Origin of the sequence: Micromonospora musae, assembly GCF_003626545.1 — a bacterium.
GTDB classification, from domain to species: domain Bacteria; phylum Actinomycetota; class Actinomycetes; order Mycobacteriales; family Micromonosporaceae; genus Micromonospora; species Micromonospora musae.
In genome coordinates this window covers 101,898-121,517 of sequence record NZ_RAZS01000005.1, presented here as the reverse complement: position 1 = coordinate 121,517, position 19,620 = coordinate 101,898, and the positions used below count along the sequence as shown (strand labels likewise).

The window sequence follows — 19,620 nt, the reverse complement described above, 5'->3', positions numbered from 1 at the left end:
CGAGGCCGGCGTGGTTCGGCTCAGAGCTCGGCGAGCGTGCCCTCGTACATCTTGTCGATCTCGGCGGCGAAGTTCGCCTCCACCCCGCGGCGCTTGATCTTCAACGACGGGGTGATCTCGCCGTGCTCGATGGCCAGGTCGCGGGGCAGGATGGTGACCTTCTTGATCCGCTCCCAGCGGTTGAGCTTGCTGTTGAGCTGGGTCACGTACTCCTCGACCATGGCCTGCGCCTGCGGCGCGGTCACGATCTCGGCGTAGTCGCGTCCCGCCAGGTCGGTGCCGGCCACCCAGCCCTTGATCGCGTCGGGGTCGAGCGTGACCAGCATGGTGCAGTAGTTGCGAGCCTGGGAGATGACGACCGCCTGCGAGGTGTACGGGCAGATCGCCTTGAACATCCCCTCGATGTGCGAGGGCGCGATGTACTTCCCGCCGGAGGTCTTGACCAGGTCCTTCTTCCGGTCGGTGATGCGCAGGTAGCCGTCGTCGTCGAGGCTGCCGATGTCACCCGTGCGGAAGAAGCCCTCCTCGGTGAACGCCGCCGCCGTCTCCTCGGGCAGGTTGTGGTAGCCGCGCATCACCGGCCGGCCGCGCACCAGGATCTCCCCGTCGCTGTCGATCCGGCACTCCAGGTCGCCCATCGCCTTGCCGACCGTGCCGATGCGCAGCCCCGCCGGTGGGTTGACGAAGTTGCCGGCGCTCGTCTCGGTCAGCCCGTACCCCTCGGAGATCGGCAGGTTGGCGGCGGCGAAGAAGGTGGCGATCTCCGGGCTGAGCGGCGCGGCACCGGAGACCAGTACCCGGATCTGCCCGCCGAGCCGTGCCTGGAGCTTGCTGAACACCAGCTTCTCGGCCACCCGGTAGCGCAGCTTCAGTCCGGCCGGGAGTGGCTTGCCGGCCTGCTCCAGCGCGACCTTCTCCTTGCCGACCCGGACCGCCCAGCCGAAGATCTTCGCCTTCGCGCCGCCGTCGGCCTGCGCGGTGGTCACCGCCCGGTTGTAGACCTTCTCGAAGACGCGCGGCGCGCCGCACATGAGCGTCGGCCGGATCACGCCGAGCAGGTCGACCAGCCGGTCCACCCGGCCGTCCACGTAGGTGGGCAGGCCGACGTGGATCGCGCCGCAGAGCAGGGTCTTGCCGAACGAGTGCGACAGCGGCAGCCAGAGGTACTGGAGGTCGTCCTCGCGCAGCAGCCCCAGGTTGGCCTGCGCCACGCCCTCCCAGCACCAGCCGCCGTGCAGCAGCTCGACCCCCTTGGGGCGGCCGGTGGTGCCCGAGGTGTAGATGAGGGTGGCCAGGTGCTCCGGGCCGATCCCGGCGACGATCATGTCGATCAGGTCCGGCTCGGCGGCGAGGGCCCGCTCACCGCGCTGCTCCAGCTCGGCGAGGGTGAGCTGGGGGACGGCGGCGGCCGGGTCGGGCGTGCCGTCGAAGAGCACCACGTGGGTCAGCGCGGGCAGGTCGGCGCCGGCCACCTTGGCGGCCTGGGCCGGATCCTCGGCGAAGAGCACCCGGGAACCCGAGTCGGCGATGATGTAGGTCGCGTCCTCCGGCTCGGTGGTGGGGTAGACGGTCGTCGTCGCACCGCCGGCACACATGATCCCGAGATCCGCGAGCACCCACTCGATCCGGGTGTTCGCCAGGATCGCCACCGGATTCTCCAGGCCCACGCCGAGGCCGTGCAGCCCGGCGGCGATCGCCTTGGCGCGCTGTCCCATCTGGGACCAGGTCAGCCAGACCGGGCCGGAGTCGTCGGCCGCGGGGTGGGCGAAAGCGTGGCGGTCGGGGGTCGCCGCCACGCGTTTGAGGAACATGTCGGGGATGGAACGGTACGGTACATCGAGAGACATCGCTGTGCCGCCTTCGGGGGTGTGACGTGACGGGCGTCACGTCATGGTGGTTACCGAAGGGTATGCGTGGCACCCCCGGCCGGGCTACCCCCGGTGATCGTCCGGAAGGGCGGCCGGCGTGGCCGTTCAGGCGTACCGGGCGGCGACCAACGACCAGTCGTAGGTGGCCCGTACCCAGTTGCGCCGTGCGGCGAGCACCTGGTTGACCGCCGGGTCGCCCGCGGCGAGCAGCTCCGCCTCCGCCGCCAGGTACGCCGACAGGGTGTCGTTGAACCGGTCCGCCGCCGCGTGCAGCGCCGCGAGCTCGTCGCGGCCGGACTCCCGGGCGATCACGGTGACCAGGTTGTGCCCGTCCGGCGCGGAGCGTTCCTTCGAGTAGGAGAAGACGTCGTTGCACCAGCAGACCAGGTCCGCCGCGAGCGTGTCGACGGTGAGCAGGGCCGGCTCGGTCCGGGTCGCGGCGCCGGGGAAGCCCGCCAGGGCCAGGTCGGTCAGCGCGAAACTGGGGTGTACGCCGCCGGTGTGCCGGCGCATCTGCACGTACTCGGCCACCCCGGGCGCCCGCCCGTGCTCCCGGTTGCTCGCCTCCCACAGCAGCGCGAGCAGGTAGTCCCGGACCCGGCTCACGAAGCGCAGCAGCAGGGCCGAGCGGCCGTGGGCGCGTACCCGGCGGCAGAGATCGTGCAGCGCGGCGCCGAGGGGGCCGGCGGACGGTGTCACCGGCCCCTCGCCGTGCCCGTCGAGCACGTCGAGCAGCTTCGCGACGACCGGTGCGAGCCGGGTGGGCGCGGCGCCGAGGCCGTCCTCGTCGCAGGCGTCGTCCATCACGAAGAGCCAGGAGATCAGGTCGGTCAGCAGCCGGACCTCGTCGAGCGGGCCGTCGGGCGCGGCCCGACCGGCCAGCCCGGCCGCGTCCGCCCGGCGCAGCCGGCTCAGCCGGTGACCGGATTCGATCAGACCGAAGCTCTGCGCCCAGGCAGTGCTCTCCCCCGTCAGCCGATCCGTGCTGTCATGGCGCCGTGCGGGGAAGGGGGGTTCCCGCAGCGCCGAGACCGCGAAGGTCCGCATCGTGCCCCCACTCGCGCCGTCCGGTGCGAACGACGCGGGAAAGCGTACGGGAGGAGAGATCGGTTCGGGTCGCTGGGTGCACATTGCAGGACGGTCGGTGAGTGACCGATTATGTGCACTGAGTTATATGCCGAGGTTGGCCCCGCGCAGCCGCTGCGTCAACTCCGCCGGGCCGTCCAACTGAACCCGGGCAACCCGTTGCCGCCCGGAGAGGAAGAGCGTGAGTTCGCCCGGTGGCGCGACCAGCCGCAGCTGCTCGCCGCCCCGACCGGTGGAGAGCTGCCCGTGACCGGGCGCCTGCACGTAGACGTCCGCGGGGAACCGGCGCAGCGCCAGCCGGGCGAGCGGGGCGGCCCGCCGCCACAGCGTGGACCGCAGCCCGGCGGGAAGCTCGCGAGGCGACCACCCGGCCCCGCCCCGCCGCACGTCCTCGTGGTGGATGAAGAACTCCATCGTGTTGGCCAGCTCGTCCGTGAGCGGGTTGCTGACCGGGCTCCAGAGCGGCGGCCGGCGCACCTGGGCCACCAGCTCGGCGAAGGGACGTGCGGCCACGTCCCGCCGGACCCGCTCGGCGTAGTCGCGCAGCGGACGGAGCACGAGCCCCCCGGCCGCGTCCGGCCGGCGTTCCCGGACCACGAGGTGCGCGGCGAGATCGCGGACCGACCAGCCCTCGTTGACCGTCGGCGCATCCGGTCCCAGGGTGAGCATGAGATCGGCCAGCGCGTCGCGCTCGGCTCGGGCGTACCGGGGCATGACCAGATGGTAAGCCGGGACGGCGCCCGGCGCGCCGCGGCGGCCCGTCGGCACGTCGGGGACCGGAGGGACCAGGTCGCGGCCGGCCGGACGCGGCCCGATCCGCCCGGCCCACCGCTGTGTCGGCCACGTGACGGCCGACATAGCCGGGCGGACGGCGGGGCCACCCCCGGACCGGTAAGGATGGGGGAGATAATTGCGGCTTACGGCGGGGGAGAACGTGTCGAGCGGTACGAATCGGGACGTCGTCGGTCGGGGACTGGCGGTCCTCGGGCGGGCGATCCGGGAACAGCCACGGATCTTCACGGTCGCGGTCGTCGGCAGCGTGCTCTTCGGATCCATGGTGATCGCCAGCGCGTACGTGGTCGGCGCGGTGGTCGGGGACGTGGTCGTCCCCTCGATCGAACGCGGTTCGGTCGCCGCGGGCACGTTGGCGCTGGCGGCGGTGGCGCTCTTCGGGATCAGCGTCGTGCGGGTGGTGGGCATCTTCGGCCGCCGGCTCGGCGCCGGCTACATGCAGTACCGGCTCCAGGCCGCGTACCGCCGCCGGGTCACCCGCCGCTATCTGGAGCTGCCGCTGGCCTGGCACCACCGCAACTCCACCGGCACTCTGCTCTCGAACGCGAACTCCGACGTCGAGGCCGCCTGGTACCCGATCGCGCCCCTGCCGTTCGCGGTGGGCACGCTGGTCATGCTGGTCGGCGCGGTCGCCTCCCTCTTCGCCACCGACTGGGCGCTGGCCCTGGTCGGGCTCGCCGTCTTCCCGGCGCTCTTCGTGCTGAACGTGATCTACTCCCGCCGGATGGCGCCCCGGCAGGCGCGCGCCCAGCGGCTGCGCGCCGAGGTCAGCGGAATCGCGCACGAGAGCTTCGACGGGGCGCTCGTGGTGAAGACGATGGGGCGGGAGGCGCAGGAGACCGGCCGCTTCGCCGGCCGCGCCGGTGAGCTGCGGGACTCGCTCATCGCGGTGGGTCGGCTGCGCGGCGTCTTCGACCCGATGCTCGAGACCCTGCCCAGCCTCGGCACCCTCGCCGTCCTGGTGGTCGGCACGTTCCGGCTCCGGCAGGGCGCGATCGGCGTCGCCGAACTGGTCAGCGTCGCCTTCCTCTTCACGGTCCTGGCCTTCCCGGTGCGGGCGATCGGCTGGGTGCTGGCCGAGCTGCCGCGCAGCGTCGCCGGCTGGGACCGGCTGCGTCGGGTGCTCGACGCCACCGGCGAGATGCCGTACGGCGACCGCGAGCTCGACCCGGCCGACCCCACGCCGGCCCCGCTCACCTTCGACGACGTCTCCTTCGCCTACGAGCCGGCCGAGGCGCACCTGCCCGGCGCCGAGGTGCTCGGCGAGGTCTCCTTCACCGTGCCGCCCGGGAAGACCGTGGCGCTGGTCGGGCCGACCGGCGCCGGCAAGTCGACGATCGCCTCTCTGGCCGTACGGCTGGTGGACCCGCGCTCCGGCGCCGTCACCCTGGACGGTGTGGACGTACGCGAGCTGACCGCCGGGTCGCTGGCCCGCACCGCGGCGCTCGTCGCCCAGGTGCCGTTCATCTTCGACGACACCGTCCGGGCCAACATCGCGCTGGACCGGCCGGGCGTCACCGACGACGACGTGTGGGCCGCGCTGCGGCTGGCGGAGGCGGACGGCTTCGTGGCCGCGCTGCCCGACGGGCTGGACACCATGGTCGGGGAGCGCGGCACCTCGCTCTCCGGCGGGCAGCGGCAGCGGATCACGCTGGCCCGCGCCCTGGCGGGCCGGCCGCGGCTATTGGTGCTCGACGACGCCACCAGCGCGGTCGACCCGCGGGTGGAGGCCGCCATCCTGGCCGGGCTGCGCTCCGCCGACCGCTCCGGGGTCAGCCCCGCCTCGATCCTCGTGGTGGCGTACCGGCGGGCCACCATCGCGCTCGCCGACGAGGTGATCTACGTCGAGCAGGGCCGGGTGCTGGCCCGGGGCACGCACGCCGAGCTGCTCGCCACCGTGCCCGGCTACGCGAACCTGGTCACCGCCTACGAGCAGGCCGAGGTGGAGCGGACCCAGGAGCAGCCGTACGACCCCGAGGCGGATCCACTGCACTCGGGTCTGGAGATCGAGGTGGACCGGTGAGCGCGAGGAGTGCAGCGCAGCGGAGCCCCGCAGTCGCGAACGAAAGGCGAGACCGGTGAGCGCGAGGAGTGCAGCGCAGCGGAGCCCCGCAGTCGCGAACGAGAGGCCGAACCGGTGAGCACGACGAGCACCGCACAGCGCGGGGCGGAGGCGCCCGAACCGACCGAGACGACCTGGCAGACCCTGCGGCGCGGCCTCGCGCTCTCCCCGGAGCTGCGTACCGGGTTGCTCGGCACGCTCGCCCTGGCCCTGGTCTACATGGTCGGCCGGGTGGCCGTGCCGGTCGCCGTGCAGCAGGGCATCGACAACGGCATCGTCGGCGGGCTCGACCTTGGCGTGATCTGGACGGTGGTGACGGCCGCCGCGGTCATCCTGGCGGTGACGACGCTCTGCGGCTACCTGATGATGCGCCGCCTCTTCACGGTCAGCGAGACCGCGTTGGCGAACGTCCGGATCCGGGCGTTCCGCCACGTGCACGACCTGTCGATGCTGCACCAGCAGTCCGAGCGGCGCGGCTCGCTGGTCTCGCGGGTCACCAGCGACGTCGACCAGATCACCCAGTTCCTCCAGTGGGGCGGGGTGATCCTGCTGGTCAACCTTGGTCAGCTGGTGGTGACCACGATCGTGATGCTGGCGTACTCCTGGCAGCTGACGTTGATGGTCCTCGCCGCCTTCCTGCCCGCGGTCTTCGTGATCCGGTCGCTGCAGCGTCGCCTCGGCACCGCGTACGGCATCGTCCGGCAGCGCACCGGAACGCTGCTGGGTGCGATCGGTGAGAGCGTGGTCGGCGCGCCGGTCATCCGGGCGTACGGCATCGCGGAGCGCACCGGCCGCCGCCTCGACGAGGCGATCGACGGCCAGCGCCGGGCGCAGCAGCGGGCCATCCGGATCAGCATCATGGGCAGTTCGGTGGGTGAGTTGGCGGCCGGGCTGGCGCTGGCCGGCGTGGTGGCGCTCGGCGTCGTCCTCGGCGTCGGGGGCACGCTCAGCATCGGCCAGCTGACCGCGTTCCTCTTCCTGGTCACCCTCTTCATCCAGCCGGTGCAGATCGCCACCGAGGTGCTCAACGAGGCGCAGAACGCGATCGCCGGCTGGCGCCGGGTGCTGAACGTGCTCGACGTGGCCCCGGACGTGGCCGACCCGGCCGAGCAGGGCCGTGACCTGCCGTCCGGTCCGCTGGACATCCGCTTCGCCGGGGTGGGCTTCGCGTACCCGGGCGGCGCGCCGGTGCTGCACGACATCGAGGTGGAGATCCCGGCGAAGAGCCGGGTGGCGGTGGTCGGCGAGACCGGCAGCGGCAAGACGACCTTCGCCAAGCTGCTCACCCGACTCATGGACCCGACCGGCGGCGCGGTGCTGCTCTCCGGGGTGCCGTTGAACGAGGTGCGGTTCGCCTCGCTGCGCGCCCGGGTGGTGATGGTTCCACAGGACGGTTTCCTCTTCGACGCCACGGTGGGGCAGAACGTCCGGTTCGCCCGCCCGGAGCTCTCCGACGAGCAGCTCGTGGCGGCCTTCAACGAGCTGGGCCTGGCGGACTGGCTGGACGGGCTCCCCGCCGGGCTGGACACTCCGGTCGGCGAGCGCGGTGAGGCGTTGAGCGTGGGGGAGCGGCAGCTGGTGGCGCTGGCCCGGGCGTACGTGGCCGACCCGGACCTGCTGGTGCTCGATGAGGCGACCAGCGCCGTCGACCCGGCCACCGAGGTGCGCCTGCAGCGGACCCTGGACGCGGTCACCCGAGGTCGGACGACCCTCGCCATCGCGCACCGGCTCTCGACCGCGCAGGCCGCCGACGAGGTGATCGTGGTCGACCGGGGTCGGATCGTGCAGCGCGGACCGCACGACGAGCTGGTCCGGGACCCGGAGTCGACCTACGGTCTGCTCTACGCCTCGTGGCTGGAGCAGACCCGCTGACCCCGGCACGGGGGTCGACCGTGCCGGGGCGGCGGGGTCAGCGGGAGTAGTACTCCACGACGAGCTGCTCGTCGCAGATCACCGGCACCTCGTTCCGGGTCGGCTCGCGCAGCAGCGTCGCCCGGAGGCCGGCCAGGTCCACGTCCAGGTACGGCTGTCCCGGGCCGTCTCCCCGGTTCGTGCCGGCGGCGGCGGCCTGGAACGGCAGCAGCTCGCGGCTGCGCTCGCGGACTCCGACGAGCTGGCCGGGGCGCAACCGGTAGGAGGGGCGGTCGACCTTGCGACCGTCGACCGTGATGTGGCCGTGCGCGACCAGCTGGCGCGCCTGGTAGATGGTGCGGGCCAGGCCGGCGCGGTGGACCACGGCGTCGAGGCGGCGCTCCAGGAGCGCGACCAGACGTTCGCCGGTCTTCCCGGCGCCCCGGGCGGCCTCGTCGAAGGTGCGGCGCAGCTGGGTCTCGCTGACGTTGTACTGGTGGCGCAGCCGCTGCTTCTCCAGCAGCCGTACCTGGTAGTCCGAGGTCTTGCGGCGTTGCCGCCCGTGTACGCCCGGCGGGTAGGGGCGGCGCTCGACGTAGCGGACGCACTTGGCGGTGAGGGGGATACCGAGGGCGCGGGAGAGCCGGACCTTGGGCCGGGCTTGGTTCACGTGGACGTCTCCGATCAGGTGCTCTATGGTGCTAGTTAGGTAAGCCTAACCTACTAAGGAGATCGCGCCATGGGACCCAGCCCCGCCGAGATCATCCGTACCCTCGTCGCGGGCCGGCTCCCCGGCCTCGTCCACCTGGCGCACCGGCCCGGCCCGCACCACGTACGGCACGTGACCGACCCGGAGGGGCGGGTGCTGCTGCTCGTGCCGGTGGTCAGCGATCTCGCCGCGGCGCTGCGGCCGGTCGACGGCGACGAGGACGTGGCGATCGTCCTCGACGTGCTCGACCTGCCTCCCGCGGCGGGCGCGCCCTCGCTCGGGCGGGCCTGGGTCTCCGGCTGGGCCGTCGAACTGGGCGGCGCGGAGGCCCGCGCCGCGGCGCAGGACTTCGCCGCCGTCGAGCCGACCGGTGACCTGCTCGACCTCGGCCGCCGGTTCCGCCTGTTCCGCTTCGAGGTGGCCGAGGCCCGCTGGGAGCGCGCCGACGACGTCCGTCGCGTCGACCCCGACGTCTACGCCGGGGCCGAGCCGGACCCGCTGCACCCGATCGAGGCGGAGCTGCTGGCCGACCTGGCCGACCACCACGGCGACGAGGTGAGCGCCTACCTTCGCCGGCACTTCGGCCTGGTCGCCGACGACCCGGCCGACGCGCCCCGGGTGGTCCGGATGGACCGGTACGGTCTCGTGGTGGCCCTCGGTGGGCCGGGGGCCCGGCGTCGGGCGCGGCTGGCCTTCCCGGCGCCGGTGGCCGACCACGCCGAGCTGGTCCGGCTGCTGCACCCGATGATCTGCCCGCGCGCCGCCGCCGGCTGAGCGGCCGCCCGCGCACCGATCGACGGCCGGGGTTCAGCGCCGGGGCAGGCCCCGGTCGACCAGCTCGGTGGGGATCAGCAGGTCGCGCGGCGCGGACCGGTCGCCCTGGATCCGGCGGAAGAGCAGCTCGGCCGCGGTGCGCGCCAGCGTGCGGGTGTCGTAGGCGACCACCGTGAACGGGTACGGCAGCAGCCGGGACAGGTCGAAGTCGTCGAAGCCGAGCAGGGCCGCGTCGCTGCCCCGGCGGTGCAGCTCCTCCACCGCGCCGAGTGAGATCCGGTTGTTGAGGGCGAAGAAGGCGCTCGGCGGTTCGGGCTCGTCGAGCAGCTCTCCGACGACCCGGGCGGCCGTCTCCGGGTCCCGGATGCCGTAGCGGATCAGGCGGTCGTCGGCGAGCCCGGCCGCGGTGAGCGCGTCCCGCGCGCCGGCCAGCCGTTCCCGCATCGTGTAGATGGCTGTCGAGTCGAGCAGGATGCCGACCCGGCGGTGGCCGAGTTCGACCAGTTGCCGGACGCCGGCGTTCGCGCCGCCGCGGTTGTCCAGCAGCACCGTGTCGGCCGGCAGGCCGCCGGCCGGCCGGTCGAGGAAGACCGCCGGGGTGCCGCGCTCCACCTCGCTGCAGAGGAACGCGTGGTCGTCGCCGGCGGGTACGACGAGCAGGCCGTCCACCTGCCGGGCGCAGAGGTCGCGGAGCAGCTGCTGCTCCCGGGCCGGGTTCTCCTCGGAGCTGGCGATGAGCAGCATCGTGTCATGCTCCGAGGCGACCTCTGCGACGGCGCCCGCGATGGTGGCGTAGAACGGGTTGGCGATCTCCTCGATGAGCAGCCCGATCGTCGCCGTGGCCTGGCCGGAGCGGAGCGAGCTGGCCAGGTGGTTGCGGCGGAAGCCGAGCTCGGCGACGGCGGCGAGGACCCGCTGCGCCACCTCCGGCTGCACGTAGGGGGCGTTGTTGACGACCCGGGAGACCGTCTTCACGCTCACCCCGGCGAGGGCGGCCACGTCCACCATGGTGGGTCGTCTGCTGCGGCCGGGGGCGCTGGTCACCCGCGAGACCTTACCGCCTCCGGATGACGGGTGGATCAAGCTCGGGTCAACGCCTTGACACGTGTGATCTTTCGCCGCGAGGATCTGACAACGTTGTCAGCCTGGGAGGCATCATGTCCGAGTCCGCGTCCATGTCGCGGCGAACCTTCCTGTCCACGAGCGCCACCCTGCTCGCCTCGGTCGGCGTGGCCGCCGCGCTGCCCGAGGCCGCCGGGGCCGCGCCCGCCGCGCCGGCAGGCGGAACCGCCGCCGTCGACCTGGCCCGGTACCGGCCGGTGAGCGTCTCCTCGACCGACTACGCGCCCACCCCGGGTTCGTTCGCCGTGGACGGACTGCCGCAGGTCGGCGTGCGCGGCAGCGGCTGGCGAGCCGCCGCCGCCGATCCGCAGTGGATCTCGGTCGATCTCCAGGCGCCGTGCCGGATCGAGGCGGTGACGCTGGTCTTCGAGGCCACGCTCGCCGACGGGCCGTTCGACGGCAACTACACAGACACCGACGGCGACGAGATCCTCTCCAGCGCCGCCGTGGCGTACCGGCTCGAGGTCTCCTCCGACGGGCGGACCTGGCGGACCGTGTACGAGACCACCGAGGGCCAGGGCGGCGCCCAGGCGATCCGGCTTCCGGAGCCGGCCACCGCCCGGTGGATCCGGATGACCGCCACGAAGCGCTCGAACAGCAACCCCGTCGGACTCAACGGGTTCCAGGTCTACGGCACCGCCCTCGCCCCGCGGCCGCGAGCCGAGGGCTGGACCAGCTGGGCGGGGGGCAACACCCGCCCAGCACCCGAGCTGAAGGTCGCCGCCGACGGCACCGTGCCGGTCGAGTCCGGCTGGTCGTTGACGATGGACGACTTCGCCGGCACCACCGACGGCGCGAAGCTCTCCACCGGCGGTGTCGACGTGCGGGACTGGCTCCCGGCCACCGTGCCCGGCACCGTGCTGGGCACCCTCGTCGACCGGGGCCACCTGCCCGACCCGGTCTCCGGCCTCAACAACATGCGCATCCCGGAGGCGCTGTCCCGGCACTCCTGGTGGTACCGCCGGGCCCTGCGGCTGCCCCGCGGGCTGGACACCTCCGCCGGCCGCCACGTGTGGCTCGAGTTCGACGGCATCAACCACGAGGCCACCGTCTGGGTCAACGGGACGCGGGTGGGCGACGTCAAGCACCCCTTCGCCCGGGCGGCCCTCGACATCACCGCCGCCCTCGCCGGGCACACCGAGCACGTCGTGGCCGTCCAGGTCACCCCGATGCCGCACCCCGGCACTCCCGGCGACAAGGGGCCCGACGGGCGGACCTTCCTCCAGTCGGCCCACCACTACCTCGACGCGCCGACCTACCTCGCCGTCTCCGGCTGGGACTGGATGCCCGCGGTCCGGGACCGGGTCAGCGGCATCTGGAACCACGTCCGGCTGCGCAGCACCGGGGCCGCCGTCCTCGGTGACCCGTACGTCAAGACCGTCCTGCCGAACCTGCCGGAGACCGGCGCCGCCGAGGTCACCATCGCCGTACCGGTGCGCAACGCGGCCGCCACGGCCACCACGGTGACCGTCCGCGCGGAGTTCGACAAGGTCAAGGTCGAGACCACGGTGACCGTGCCCGCCGGCGGGGAGACCACTGTGGAGTTCACGCCGGAGCGCTTCCCCGCGCTGCGGCTGCGCAACCCCCGGCTCTGGTGGCCCAACGGCTACGGCGAGCCCCACCTGTACGACCTGAAGCTCACCGCCACCGTCGGCCGGAAGGTCAGCGACCGGCGTGGGGTCCGGTTCGGTGTCCGGGAGTTCGGCTACGACTGGCACCAGCCGATCCAGATCTCGCCGCCCGGCACGCCCCCGCTGGACTTCGTCGACGGCGCCGCCACGCAGATCGTCACCTTCGACCGCCAGCACGCCCGGCACGTCCGCATCCAGGCCGGCCAGCGCGCCACCGGATGGGGCGTCTCGATGTGGTCGCTCTCGGTGGCCGACGGCGACGGCCCCGACCTGGCCCGGGGAAAGTCCGCCACCGACTCCGGCGCGGAGAACGACACCAACGTCGCCGCCAACGCCGTCGACGGCGACCCCACGACCCGCTGGGCCTCCAAGTACGAGGACGACCAGTACCTCCAGGTCGACCTCGGCGAGGCGGTCGACTTCGACCGGGTCACCATCGTCTGGGAGCAGGCGTACGCCCTCGACTACCGCGTCCAGGTCTCCGCGGACGGGGAGTCCTTCACCGACGTGAAGGCGGTCAGCAACGAGACCCCGCTGGGCAGCCGGGCCACCCAGGTCGAGACGTTCCCCGAGCAGACCGCCCAGCACCTGCGCATCCAGGCCGGTACCCGGGCCACCTCGTGGGGCGTCTCCATGTGGACGCTCTCGGTGGGGCGGCAGGCCGACCCGGAGACCGATCTGGCCCTGCGCGCCGCCGCGAGCGCCTCCTCCGCCGACAGCGACTCGACCGGCCCGGAGCGGGCCGTCGACGGCAACCCGCGCACCCGCTGGGCGTCGAAGGCGGAGGACGGCCAGTGGATCCAGGTCGACTTCGCGGGGCCGGCCACCTTCGACCAGGTGACCATCGTCTGGGAGCAGGCGTACGCCCGCGACTTCGTCATCCAGGTCTCGGCCGACGGGCAGCACTGGACCGACGTCAAGTCGGTGAGTAACAAGATCACCGAACTCAAGATCAGCGTGAACGGCGTGCCGGTCTTCGCCCGGGGCGGCAACTGGGGCTGGGACGAGCTGCTGCGCCGGGTGCTGCCCGAGCGGCTCGCCGACACGGTCGAGATGCACCGCGACATGAACTTCACGATGATCCGCAACTGGCTCGGCAGCAGCAACCGCGAGGAGCTCTACCAGGCCTGCGACGAGCAGGGCATCCTCGTCTGGAACGACTTCTGGCAGGCCGGCCAGTTCCTGCCCAACCCGCCCGGCTACGTCGACATCGCCGCCGACACGATCCGGCGGTACCGCCACCACCCGAGCATCGTCGTCTGGTGCGGCGCCAACGAGGGCGACCCGCCGCCGATCGTCGACGCCGGGCTCAAGCAGGCGGTCGCCGCCCAGCACCCGGAGATCCTCTACATCCCGAACTCCGCGAGCGGCATCGTCAGCGGCCGCGGGCCGTACCACTGGGTCGACCCGGCGACGTACGTCGACAACAAGATCTACGAGGCCGACTCCTTCGGCTTCCACACCGAGATCGGCATGCCGGTGGTCTCGGTCGTCGAGAGCATGCGCAACCTCGTCGGCGACGAGCCGGAGTGGCCGCCGGGCGTGGTCTGGAACCACCACGACTGGTCGAGCATCGGCAACCAGCGCGTCGGCACGTACCAGGAGGCGATCGACGCGCGGCTCGGCGAGTCCGGCTCGCTCGACGAGTTCGCCACCCGGGCGCAGTTCGTGAACTACGAGAGCCACCGCGCCATGTTCGAGGCGTGGAACGCCAACCTGTGGCAGGACGCCACCGGCCTGCTGCTGTGGATGTCGCACCCGGCGTGGCACAGCACCGTCTGGCAGACGTACGACTACGACCTGGACGTGAACGGCGCCTACTTCGGCACCCGGAAGGGCTGCGAGCCGCTGCACGTCCAGGCCGACCCCGGCACCTGGCGGGTCCGGGCCGTCAACCACACCACGACGGCGCTCACCGGCGCCACCGTCACCGCCCGCCGGTACGACCTGCGAGGCCGGTCGTTGGGCGCGGCCCAGAGCCAGCGGCTGAGCGTGGCGGCCTCGTCCACCTCCGCCGCGTTCGTGGTGCCCGAGCCGGACCGTGCCGGGCTGCACCTCGTCCGGCTGGAGCTGCGTGACGGACACGGCCGGCTGCTCTCGGAGAACACCTACTGGCGCTACGGCGAAGCCGCGCAGATGCGCGCGCTCAACGACCTGGCGCGCACCCGCCTGTCCACGAAGACCGGCGGCGTGCGCACGGCCGGTGGTCGCGCCACGGTCAGCACGACGGTGCGCAACGAGGGCGACACGGTGGCGGCGCTGGTCCGGCTCGACGTGCGCGACGCCCGGGGGGAGCGGGTGCTGCCCGCCCGGTACGAGGAGAACTACTTCTGGCTCCTTCCCGGCGAGTCGCGTCGGGTGGAGATCTCGTGGCCGGCGCGGCTGGACCTGCGGGGCCACGTGCGGGTCTCGGCGCGGGCGTACAACTCGGCGGGCTGAGGTTCGGGTGCGCCGGTCGTCGCTCCGGCGGCCGGCGCACCCGTCGGCGTGACTGCCCCAGGGCTCGGGCTGCCGTGCCGCCCGACACCGATCGTGAGCCTGGGCGGTCCCGTGCCGCCGCCGGAACGGTGACCCGCACCGCCCGGGGCGGTGGGGCTATCCGGTGGGCAGCTCGCCGGTCAGGTAGCGCTGGATCGTCGGGCCGACGGCGGCGACCAGGGTCTCCGGGGCGGCGGAGGCGACCGGCTCCAGCCGGATCACGTAGCGCATCATGGCCAGCCCGACCAGCTGCGTGGCCACCAGTGACCCGCGCAGCGGCAGCTCGGCCGGGTCGATGTCGAGGTGCTCCAGCACCCGGCGCAGCACCTGGGTGACCACGAACTCGCGCAGCAGCCGGGCGGTCCACTCGTTGCTCACGGCCGAGCGCAGCAGTGCCACCCCGGCGGTGCTGGCCGGGGAGTCCCAGACGCCGAGGAAGGTGCGGACCAGCCGCTCGCCGATGCCGTCCGGATCGCCGGCGATCACTCCCGGGAGCAGCTCCCGGGGGTCGACCGGCGCCTGCATGGCGGCCAGGAAGAGCTGGTCCTTGCTGCCGAAGTAGTGGTGCACCAGCGCCGGGTCCACGCCGGCGGTGGCGGCGATGGTCCGGATGGAGGCCGCGTCGAAGCCTCGTTCGGCGAACGCGGCCCGCGCCGAGGAGAGGATCGCCTCGCGGGTCCCCGGGTTGCCGGGTCGCCGGCCGGTCCGTCGCGCCATCGCCGCCCTTCGCTGGTGCTCCTCGACCCGTCCGTTCGCCCGGCCGGGTCGCTCGTGTTCCTCGTGCTGCCGGCCCGCCCGTTCGCCGGGCCGGGTCGTCCTGCTCCCGCCCCGCCGAACGGGCGGGTCGGTCAGCCGCTGCGTCGGCGCAGCGTGGCCGCGGCGAGCACCAGCGCGAGCACCGCCGCGCCGGCGACCACCGCCACGTCCCGCCACATCGTGCCGGTCGGCTCGGCGTGCGCGCCGACCTCCTGCAACGCCTCGACGGCGTACGACAGCGGCAGCACGTCGCTGATCGCTTGGAGCCAGCCGGCCATCTCGTCACGGGGCACGAAGAGCCCGCAGAGCAGCAGCTGGGGGGCGACCACGACCGGCATGAACTGTACGGCCTGGAACTCGGTGCGGGCGAAGGCGCTGCAGAAGAGGCCGAGCGCGACCGCGAGCACCGCGTTCAACGCGGCGATCATGATCACCAGCCCGCTGCCGCCCGCGGTCTCCAGGTCGAAGAGCCAGTACGCCACCGCCGCGGCGACCGCGGCCTGCGCCGCCCCGGCCAGCCCGAAGGCGATGCCGTAGCCGAAGAGCAGGTCGGCCTTGGCCAACGGCGTGGTGAGCAGGCGCTCCAGGGTGCCGGTGGTGCGCTCGCGCAGCATGGCGATGCTGGTCACCAGGAACATGACGATGAACGGGAAGAAGCCGAGCATCACCAGCGCGATCCGGTCGAAGGTGGAGGGCGCGCCGCCGGGCGGGGCGGGCTGGTCGGCGTACATGTAGTAGACCAGGGTGAGCAGCAGCGCCGGCACCACCAGCAGCAGCGCCACCGTACGCCGGTCGTGGCGTAGTTGGCGCAGGATGCGACCGGTGGTCACGGCCAGGATCCGCGGGTTCACGACGACTCCCCTCCGGCGCCCGCCGCCACGGCGGCACTGGCCTCGTTCGCCCGGATCAGACGCAGGAAGGCCTCGTCGAGGTCGGCGACCCCGGCGGCGGCGCGGACCGCGTCCGGGGTGTCGTCGGCGATCAGACGCCCCTCCCGGATGAGCAGCAGCCGGTCGCACCGGGCCGCCTCGTCCATCACGTGGCTCGACACCAGCAGCGTCACCCCGGCCGCGGCCAGCTCGTGGAACCGGCTCCACAGCTCGGCGCGGAGCACCGGATCCTGTCCGACGGTCGGCTCGTCGAGGACGATGAGCTCCGGCTCGCCCACCAGGGCGCAGGCCAGCGAGGCCCGGCTGCGCTGCCCGCCGGAGAGGGTGCCGACCAGCTGTCCCGCCGCCGCGCCCAGCCCCACGTCGGCGACCGCCCGGTCGGCGTCGGCCCGGCCGCGCCCGTGCAGGGCGGCGAAGTAGCGCGCGTTCTCCCGCACGGTGAGGTCGGCGTAGACGCTCGGCGCCTGGGTCAGGTAGCCGACCCGTCGGCGCAGGTCGGCCGAGCCGGCGGGGCGTCCGAGCACTGTCGCCGTGCCCCCGGCGACCACCTGCACCCCGACCACCGCGCGCATGAGGGTGGTCTTGCCGCTGCCGCTCGGCCCCAGCAGGCCGGCGACCACGCCGCGCGGCACCGCGCAGCTGATGCCGTGCAGCACGCGCCGCCGCCCCCGGTCGACGACCAGGTCGCGGAGCACGATCGCATCCTCCATCGCTCCTCCCAAGAACTCATCAACTGTTGAACTCAACGCTAGATGAGTTATCCGCCCGCGCGCAACGGGTTGACTTCGAGCGCAGTCGAACTGCAACCCTGTCGGTCGTGGACATCAGCACACGCGAGCGCACCCTCACCGTCGGCGAGGCGGCCGAGCGGGTCGGCCTCACCACCTACACGCTGCGCTGGTACGAGCAGGAGGGTCTGGTGGCGCCGGTCGGTCGCGACTCGGCCGGACGGCGCCGCTACACCACCGGCGACGTCGACTGGCTCTTCCTGCTCACCCGGCTGCGCCGCACCGGCATGCCGGTACGGGACATGCGCCGCTACGCCGAACTGGCCCGGCAGGGCGATCGCACCCTCGGGGCGAGGCGGGCGCTCTTCGAGTCGCACCGGGCGCGGGTACTGACCCGGATGGCCGAGCTCGAGGCGGACCTGAAGGTGCTCGACCACAAGATCGACGCGTACCGCCGAGCGGAGGAGGGCCAGTGATCAGTCGGCGTGTCGGAGCGAACGGGCCGGAGGTCTCCGCGATCGGCCTCGGCTGCATGGGGATGAGCTTCGCCTACGGCGGCCGGGACGACGCCGAGTCGACCCGGACCCTGCACCGCGCCCTGGACCTGGGCGTCAACCACCTGGACACGGCCGACGTCTACGGCGCCGGCGCCAACGAGCGCCTGCTCGGCCCGGTCGTCCGAGCCCGTCGGGAGGAGGTGTTCCTGGCCACCAAGTTCGGCAACCGCAACCGGGGCGAGGGCTACGGCTTCACCGGCACCCCCGGCGCCTACGTGGACTCCAGCGCCGACTGGGCCCGCCAGGCGTGCGACGCCTCGCTGTCGCGCCTCGGTGTCGACACCATCGACCTGTACTACCTGCACCGGCGTGACCCGCAGACCCCGATCGAGGAGACCGTGGGAGCGATGGCCGAGCTCGTCGCGGCCGGCAAGGTGCGGCTGATCGGGCTCTCCGAGGTCAGCCCGGCGACCCTGCGCGCCGCGCACGCCGTGCACCCGGTCGCCGCCGTGCAGATGGAGTACTCGCTCTTCACCCGGGACGTGGAGGCGGAGATGCTGGCCACCTGCCGGGAGCTGGGGGTGGCGCTGGTGGCGTACTCGCCGGTCGGGCGGGGACTGCTCACCGGGGCGATAACCAGCCGGGGTCAGCTCGCCGCCGACGACTGGCGTGCCGGGGCGCCCCGCTTCGCCGAGAGCAACCTGGCGGCGAACCTCAAGCTGGTCGACGAGGTGCGCGCCGTGGCCACCGAGGTCGGCGCCACCGCGGCGCAGACGGCGCTGGCCTGGCTGCTCGCGCAGGGCGAGGAGGTGCTGCCGATCCCCGGCACCAAGCGGGTGCGCTGGCTGGAGGAGAACGTGGCGGCGGCCGACGTCCACCTCGACGCGGCGCAACTGGGCCGGCTCGACGCGGCGCTGCCCCCCGGAGCCGCGGCCGGCGAGAGGTACCCGACGCCGGCGATGAGAACCCTCGGGCACTGAGAGACTGTCGCCGTCGATTCGGACACCAGGTGCGCCATCGGACAGCGCCGGTACGGCACGATGGCGGACGTGGATCACGCTCCGTTGCCAGACGCCGGATTCCTCGACGACTGGGCGGCCCGGCTGCGTGAGTTCGGCGAGCGGCAGGTCGTCGGCATCATGCTGCGCGGCAGCCACGCCCGGCAGGCCGCCACCGAACACAGCGACGTCGACCTCGACGTGCTGGTCGGCGGTGCGCCGTACGCCGCACGGCGGGCGTACCTGGCCCGGACAGCGGGCCGGCTCACCCACGTGTCGGTGGCCGCCCGGGACGTCCGCTCCTGGGTGGCCCGGCTCGGGAAACCGGCCGACTGGGCGTTCGGCCTGCCGGTGCTCGCGCCCGCCCGGCTGCTCTGGGCGGACGCGCACTGGCGGCGACGGATCGACCTGCCGGTGCTCTGCCAACCGGCGGGCGAGCCACAGCTGGAGGAGTTGATCGCCGCCCTCGGCAAGGCGGCGAGTGCCCGAGCCGCCGGGGACCACCTCGGGCTCCGCCTGGTCACGGCCGACCTGGCCCGGCTCTGCCCGTCCGTGCTGCGGCTGGCGAACCCCTCGGTGCGCGTCGCCTCGCGCCGGGCCGCCGCCGAGGCCGCGCTGAACCTTCCGGTCGCCCCGCCCGGCTACCGGGCGGACATGCTGCTCTGCCTGGGCCTGCGCCCGGGCGCCCCCGAGCAGCTCTGGGCCGCGGCGGTCCGGCTGGTCAGGGGGTCGCTCCCGCTGATCCGGCCGTACGCCGAACGGATCGCCGAGGCCGCCGGGGCGGACCTGGCCGAGGCGCTGCTCGACGGCCGGCTGGACCGCTACGTCGCCCAGCTCGTCCGGGCCTCCGATGCTCCGCCCCGCCCCCGACGGGAGGCATCTGCGGTGCCCGCGCCGCGTGCGGGAGAATGTCTTACTGTGCCCGCACCTGACGCGCCCGTGACCGGCGCCCCCAGCCCAGCGAGCCGGCCCCCGGTGTCCGGCCCGGCCCGTCCGTCGTCCCGGCTCGACCCGGCCATCGCGGCGCGGTTGCGGCGTACCGCCGACGGGCTGGTGGCGGCCGTGGTGCGCGAGCAGGAGACCGGCGAGGTACTGATGGTCGCCTGGATGGACGACGAGGCGCTGCACCGCACGCTCACCACCGGCCGGGCCACCTACTGGTCGCGCAGCCGCCAGGAGTACTGGGTCAAGGGCGCCACCTCCGGCCACCACCAGTACGTCCGCTCCGTCGCGCTCGACTGCGACGGCGACGCGCTGCTGGTGACGGTGGAGCAGGTCGGCGCGGCCTGCCACACCGGGCACCGCACCTGCTTCTTCGACGAGCTGCCGGTCACCGGCGTGGAGACGCCGTGAGCGCGCCGGGAAGCCGGCCGGCGGA

At 73.4% G+C, this 19,620-nt stretch carries 15 protein-coding genes and 1 pseudogene; 8 read left to right on the top strand and 8 right to left on the bottom strand.

Annotated features, from left to right (window positions below):
* Positions 1–20: 20 nt before the first annotated feature.
* The 3 genes from D7147_RS15270 to D7147_RS15260 all read right to left on the bottom strand — a co-directional run bounded on the left by D7147_RS15270 (position 21) and on the right by D7147_RS15260 (position 3,668).
* Positions 21–1,847, bottom strand: a complete 1,827-nt coding sequence (locus tag D7147_RS15270; protein WP_120678082.1) for an AMP-dependent synthetase/ligase — start codon at positions 1,845–1,847, stop codon at positions 21–23.
* 126 nt (positions 1,848–1,973) lie between these two features.
* Positions 1,974–2,915 carry a terpene synthase family protein gene (locus tag D7147_RS15265; RefSeq protein ID WP_120678079.1) on the bottom strand — a complete coding sequence of 314 codons (942 nt, stop codon included), beginning with the start codon at positions 2,913–2,915 and terminating at the stop codon, positions 1,974–1,976.
* A 123-nt stretch (positions 2,916–3,038) separates the two neighbouring features.
* Positions 3,039–3,668: a TIGR03085 family metal-binding protein gene (locus D7147_RS15260; RefSeq protein WP_120678887.1), complete on the bottom strand. Its 630-nt coding sequence runs from the start codon at positions 3,666–3,668 to the stop codon at positions 3,039–3,041.
* A gap of 220 nt (positions 3,669–3,888) precedes the next feature.
* Here D7147_RS15260 and D7147_RS15255 point away from each other — a divergent pair, with 220 nt between their 5' ends.
* A complete protein-coding gene (locus D7147_RS15255) occupies positions 3,889–5,769 on the top strand; it encodes an ABC transporter ATP-binding protein (RefSeq protein ID WP_120678076.1) in 1,881 nt (626 codons plus the stop codon).
* Between the two features lie 114 nt (positions 5,770–5,883).
* Positions 5,884–7,680 carry an ABC transporter ATP-binding protein gene (locus D7147_RS15250; protein ID WP_120678074.1) on the top strand — a complete coding sequence of 599 codons (1,797 nt, stop codon included), beginning with the start codon at positions 5,884–5,886 and terminating at the stop codon, positions 7,678–7,680.
* A gap of 37 nt (positions 7,681–7,717) precedes the next feature.
* Here D7147_RS15250 and rpsD read toward each other — a convergent pair whose 3' ends face one another.
* On the bottom strand, positions 7,718–8,329 hold the full coding sequence (gene rpsD, locus D7147_RS15245) for a 30S ribosomal protein S4 (RefSeq protein ID WP_120678071.1): 612 nt from the start codon (positions 8,327–8,329) through the stop codon (positions 7,718–7,720).
* A gap of 69 nt (positions 8,330–8,398) precedes the next feature.
* Here rpsD and D7147_RS15240 point away from each other — a divergent pair, with 69 nt between their 5' ends.
* Entirely contained in the window at positions 8,399–9,142 is a 744-nt protein-coding gene (locus D7147_RS15240; RefSeq protein WP_120678068.1) for a DUF2470 domain-containing protein, read from the top strand.
* Positions 9,143–9,175: 33 nt separating this feature from the next.
* On the opposite strand, the gene D7147_RS15235 is transcribed toward D7147_RS15240, so the two are convergent.
* Positions 9,176–10,150, bottom strand: a complete 975-nt coding sequence (locus D7147_RS15235) for a LacI family DNA-binding transcriptional regulator (protein ID WP_120678065.1) — start codon at positions 10,148–10,150, stop codon at positions 9,176–9,178.
* A 149-nt stretch (positions 10,151–10,299) separates the two neighbouring features.
* Here D7147_RS15235 and D7147_RS15230 point away from each other — a divergent pair, with 149 nt between their 5' ends.
* Positions 10,300–14,334 (top strand): discoidin domain-containing protein, encoded by a 4,035-nt coding sequence (locus D7147_RS15230; RefSeq protein WP_199734187.1) that lies wholly within the window; start codon positions 10,300–10,302, stop codon positions 14,332–14,334.
* 156 nt (positions 14,335–14,490) lie between these two features.
* Here D7147_RS15230 and D7147_RS15225 read toward each other — a convergent pair whose 3' ends face one another.
* The 3 genes from D7147_RS15225 to D7147_RS15215 form a co-directional block, all read right to left on the bottom strand.
* A complete protein-coding gene (locus tag D7147_RS15225) occupies positions 14,491–15,090 on the bottom strand; it encodes a TetR/AcrR family transcriptional regulator (RefSeq protein ID WP_120678062.1) in 600 nt (199 codons plus the stop codon).
* Between the two features lie 131 nt (positions 15,091–15,221).
* Positions 15,222–15,980 (bottom strand): ABC transporter permease, encoded by a 759-nt coding sequence (locus tag D7147_RS15220; RefSeq protein WP_120678059.1) that lies wholly within the window; start codon positions 15,978–15,980, stop codon positions 15,222–15,224.
* Positions 15,977–16,729: an ABC transporter ATP-binding protein gene (locus D7147_RS15215; protein WP_120678056.1), complete on the bottom strand. Its 753-nt coding sequence runs from the start codon at positions 16,727–16,729 to the stop codon at positions 15,977–15,979. Before D7147_RS15215 ends, D7147_RS15220 begins: the two co-directional genes overlap by 4 nt.
* Before the next feature lie 107 nt (positions 16,730–16,836).
* On the opposite strand from D7147_RS15215, the gene D7147_RS15210 reads away from it, so the two are divergent.
* The 4 genes and pseudogenes from D7147_RS15210 to hisI all read left to right on the top strand — a co-directional run bounded on the left by D7147_RS15210 (position 16,837) and on the right by hisI (position 19,595).
* The gene (locus D7147_RS15210; protein WP_120678054.1) at positions 16,837–17,223 is read left to right on the top strand and encodes a MerR family transcriptional regulator; all 387 of its coding nucleotides are present in this window, start codon (positions 16,837–16,839) and stop codon (positions 17,221–17,223) included.
* A complete protein-coding gene (locus D7147_RS15205; protein WP_120678051.1) occupies positions 17,220–18,224 on the top strand; it encodes an aldo/keto reductase in 1,005 nt (334 codons plus the stop codon). The genes D7147_RS15210 and D7147_RS15205 overlap by 4 nt, the downstream gene beginning before the upstream one ends.
* 60 nt (positions 18,225–18,284) lie before the next feature.
* Positions 18,285–18,980: pseudogene (locus D7147_RS33075) on the top strand (phosphoribosyl-AMP cyclohydrolase); the annotation flags it as partial.
* 180 nt (positions 18,981–19,160) lie between these two features.
* The gene (gene hisI, locus D7147_RS33070; protein WP_120678883.1) at positions 19,161–19,595 is read left to right on the top strand and encodes a phosphoribosyl-AMP cyclohydrolase; all 435 of its coding nucleotides are present in this window, start codon (positions 19,161–19,163) and stop codon (positions 19,593–19,595) included.
* Positions 19,596–19,620 lie beyond the last annotated feature (25 nt).

Coding starts and splice junctions, on each gene's coding strand:
- D7147_RS15270 (WP_120678082.1), bottom strand. CDS start 1,847: ATGTCTCTCGATGTACCGTACCGTTCCATCCCCGACATGTTCCTCAAA.
- D7147_RS15265 (WP_120678079.1), bottom strand. CDS start 2,915: ATGCGGACCTTCGCGGTCTCGGCGCTGCGGGAACCCCCCTTCCCCGCA.
- D7147_RS15260 (WP_120678887.1), bottom strand. CDS start 3,668: ATGCCCCGGTACGCCCGAGCCGAGCGCGACGCGCTGGCCGATCTCATG.
- D7147_RS15240 (WP_120678068.1), top strand. CDS start 8,399: ATGGGACCCAGCCCCGCCGAGATCATCCGTACCCTCGTCGCGGGCCGG.
- D7147_RS15235 (WP_120678065.1), bottom strand. CDS start 10,150: ATGGTGGACGTGGCCGCCCTCGCCGGGGTGAGCGTGAAGACGGTCTCC.
- D7147_RS15230 (WP_199734187.1), top strand. CDS start 10,300: ATGTCCGAGTCCGCGTCCATGTCGCGGCGAACCTTCCTGTCCACGAGC.
- D7147_RS15225 (WP_120678062.1), bottom strand. CDS start 15,090: ATGGCGCGACGGACCGGCCGGCGACCCGGCAACCCGGGGACCCGCGAG.
- D7147_RS15215 (WP_120678056.1), bottom strand. CDS start 16,729: ATGGAGGATGCGATCGTGCTCCGCGACCTGGTCGTCGACCGGGGGCGG.